The organism is Streptomyces sp. NPDC004134, assembly GCF_042874195.1.
Taxonomy (GTDB): domain Bacteria; phylum Actinomycetota; class Actinomycetes; order Streptomycetales; family Streptomycetaceae; genus Streptomyces.
The window spans coordinates 1-1588 of sequence record NZ_JBIAMS010000059.1 but is presented as its reverse complement, the minus strand read 5'-3'; the positions used below and the strand labels follow the sequence as shown (position 1 = coordinate 1588).

General features: G+C 67.6%; 1 protein-coding gene. It reads right to left on the bottom strand.

The window, feature by feature from the left end:
- Window position 1: 1 nt before the first annotated feature.
- A complete protein-coding gene (locus tag ACFYVJ_RS34760) occupies window positions 2-1474 on the bottom strand; it encodes a class I adenylate-forming enzyme family protein (RefSeq protein ID WP_388900518.1) in 1473 nt (490 codons plus the stop codon).
- Window positions 1475-1588: the final 114 nt, after the last annotated feature.

Sequence of the window (1588 nt, the reverse complement as noted above, 5' to 3'; positions counted from 1 at the left end):
TTCAGGGTTGTTCTTGGAGTTTGTCGTGGAGGATGCGGGTGAGTTCGACGCGGCGGGTTTTGAGGGTGGCGGTGCGTGGGAGTTGGGCGAGGGGGATGTGGACGGGGTTGGTGAGTTGGGGGTAGTCGCGGGTGGCTTGTTGCCATCGGTGGGGGTCGATGGGTTCGTCGTTGCGGGTGCAGATGATGGGGACGGGTGTGTTGCCGGGGCCTTGGACGACGGCGAGTTCGACGAGTTCGTCGAGGCGGTCCAGGACGGCGTCTTCGATTTCGAGGCTGGAGCCGATGCCGGGGATGGTGTCGATCTCGCGGTCGAGCATGTGGAGGCAGCCGGCTTTGGTGCGGTAGCCGATGTCTCCGGTGCGCCACCAGCCTTGGTTGACGTTCTCGTCGTAGCGGTCCTGTTCGCCGTGGTAGGTCTTGGCGATGCCGTCCCAGCGGACCTCGATGTAGCCGGGGTTGTCGGGGGTGACCTGCCGCCCGTTCTGCGAGGTGACCCGTACTTTCGCGCTGCCGGGCAGGGCGAAGCCGACGCAGCGTCCGTCCATGTCGCGTGCGTGGCGCCGGTAGTAGGGCCGGCCCACCGCCGGTCCGACTTCGGACTGGCCGTAGATCTGGAAGAACTGGGGGGAGCGGCGGCGGGAGGCGTCCAGGAGGCGGCGGACGGTGCGGGGGTGGATGGCGTCGAAGGTGGAGGAGAAGTACTTCACCGACGCGAACGGCCTTCTGGGGTCGTTCACCAGCCCTTCCCAGGCGAGGAAGCTGTTGGGGAGGGCTTCGATGAGCCCGGGCCGGTTCTTCAGGAAGAACTTCGCGACGGCTTCGGGGTCGTGGTTGTTGACCAGGAGCGTCGGCATGCCCTTGAACAGCACCAGGGCCATCGCGGCGAACAGCCGGGAGTGGACGAAGGGGATACTGATCGCGGCGGTCTCCCGGCGGGGCATCACCCCGAGCATGAACAACTGCGGACGCAACCGGGTGCGCATCGTCCGCGCGGTGTGGACCACCAGCTTCGGCAGCCCCGTCGTCCCCGACGTATGCGTGATCATCGCCGGCTCGTCCAACCCCGTGAACACCGCCGGCACCCCGGGCGAACCCTCCAGCCCCGCCAGCGCATCGACCGTGACCACCGAAGCGGTCAGCCCCTCGAGGTCCTCACCCGACAGCAGACCCAGCTTCGCCGCGTCCGTCAGGAGATGCGGGCGGCCCAGGCGCTGCATCAGGGCCGCGACGGTCGGCGCGTCCAGGGCGGGGGAGAGCATCACCGGTATCGCACCCAGCCGCGCCACCGCGGTGCCCAGGATCCAGGAGTCGAAGTTCGGCCGCTTGTAGACGACCACATGCTCCCCGGCCCGCACCCCCGCCGCCGCCAGCCGCCCGGCGAGATCCGAGACGTGATAAGCGAGTTCACTGACCGTGATACGCCGCCCCGCCTCGGGCAGCACATCCAGATCATGATCCAGCGTCAGCAGCATCGACCCATGCCTGACAGCCGCACGCTGCGCGAGAACACCTATATACAAACCACGCTTGTGCACCGGACTCCCGCTCACCAGGCCACCACCTCAACCAGCGCCGAAACACCCGAC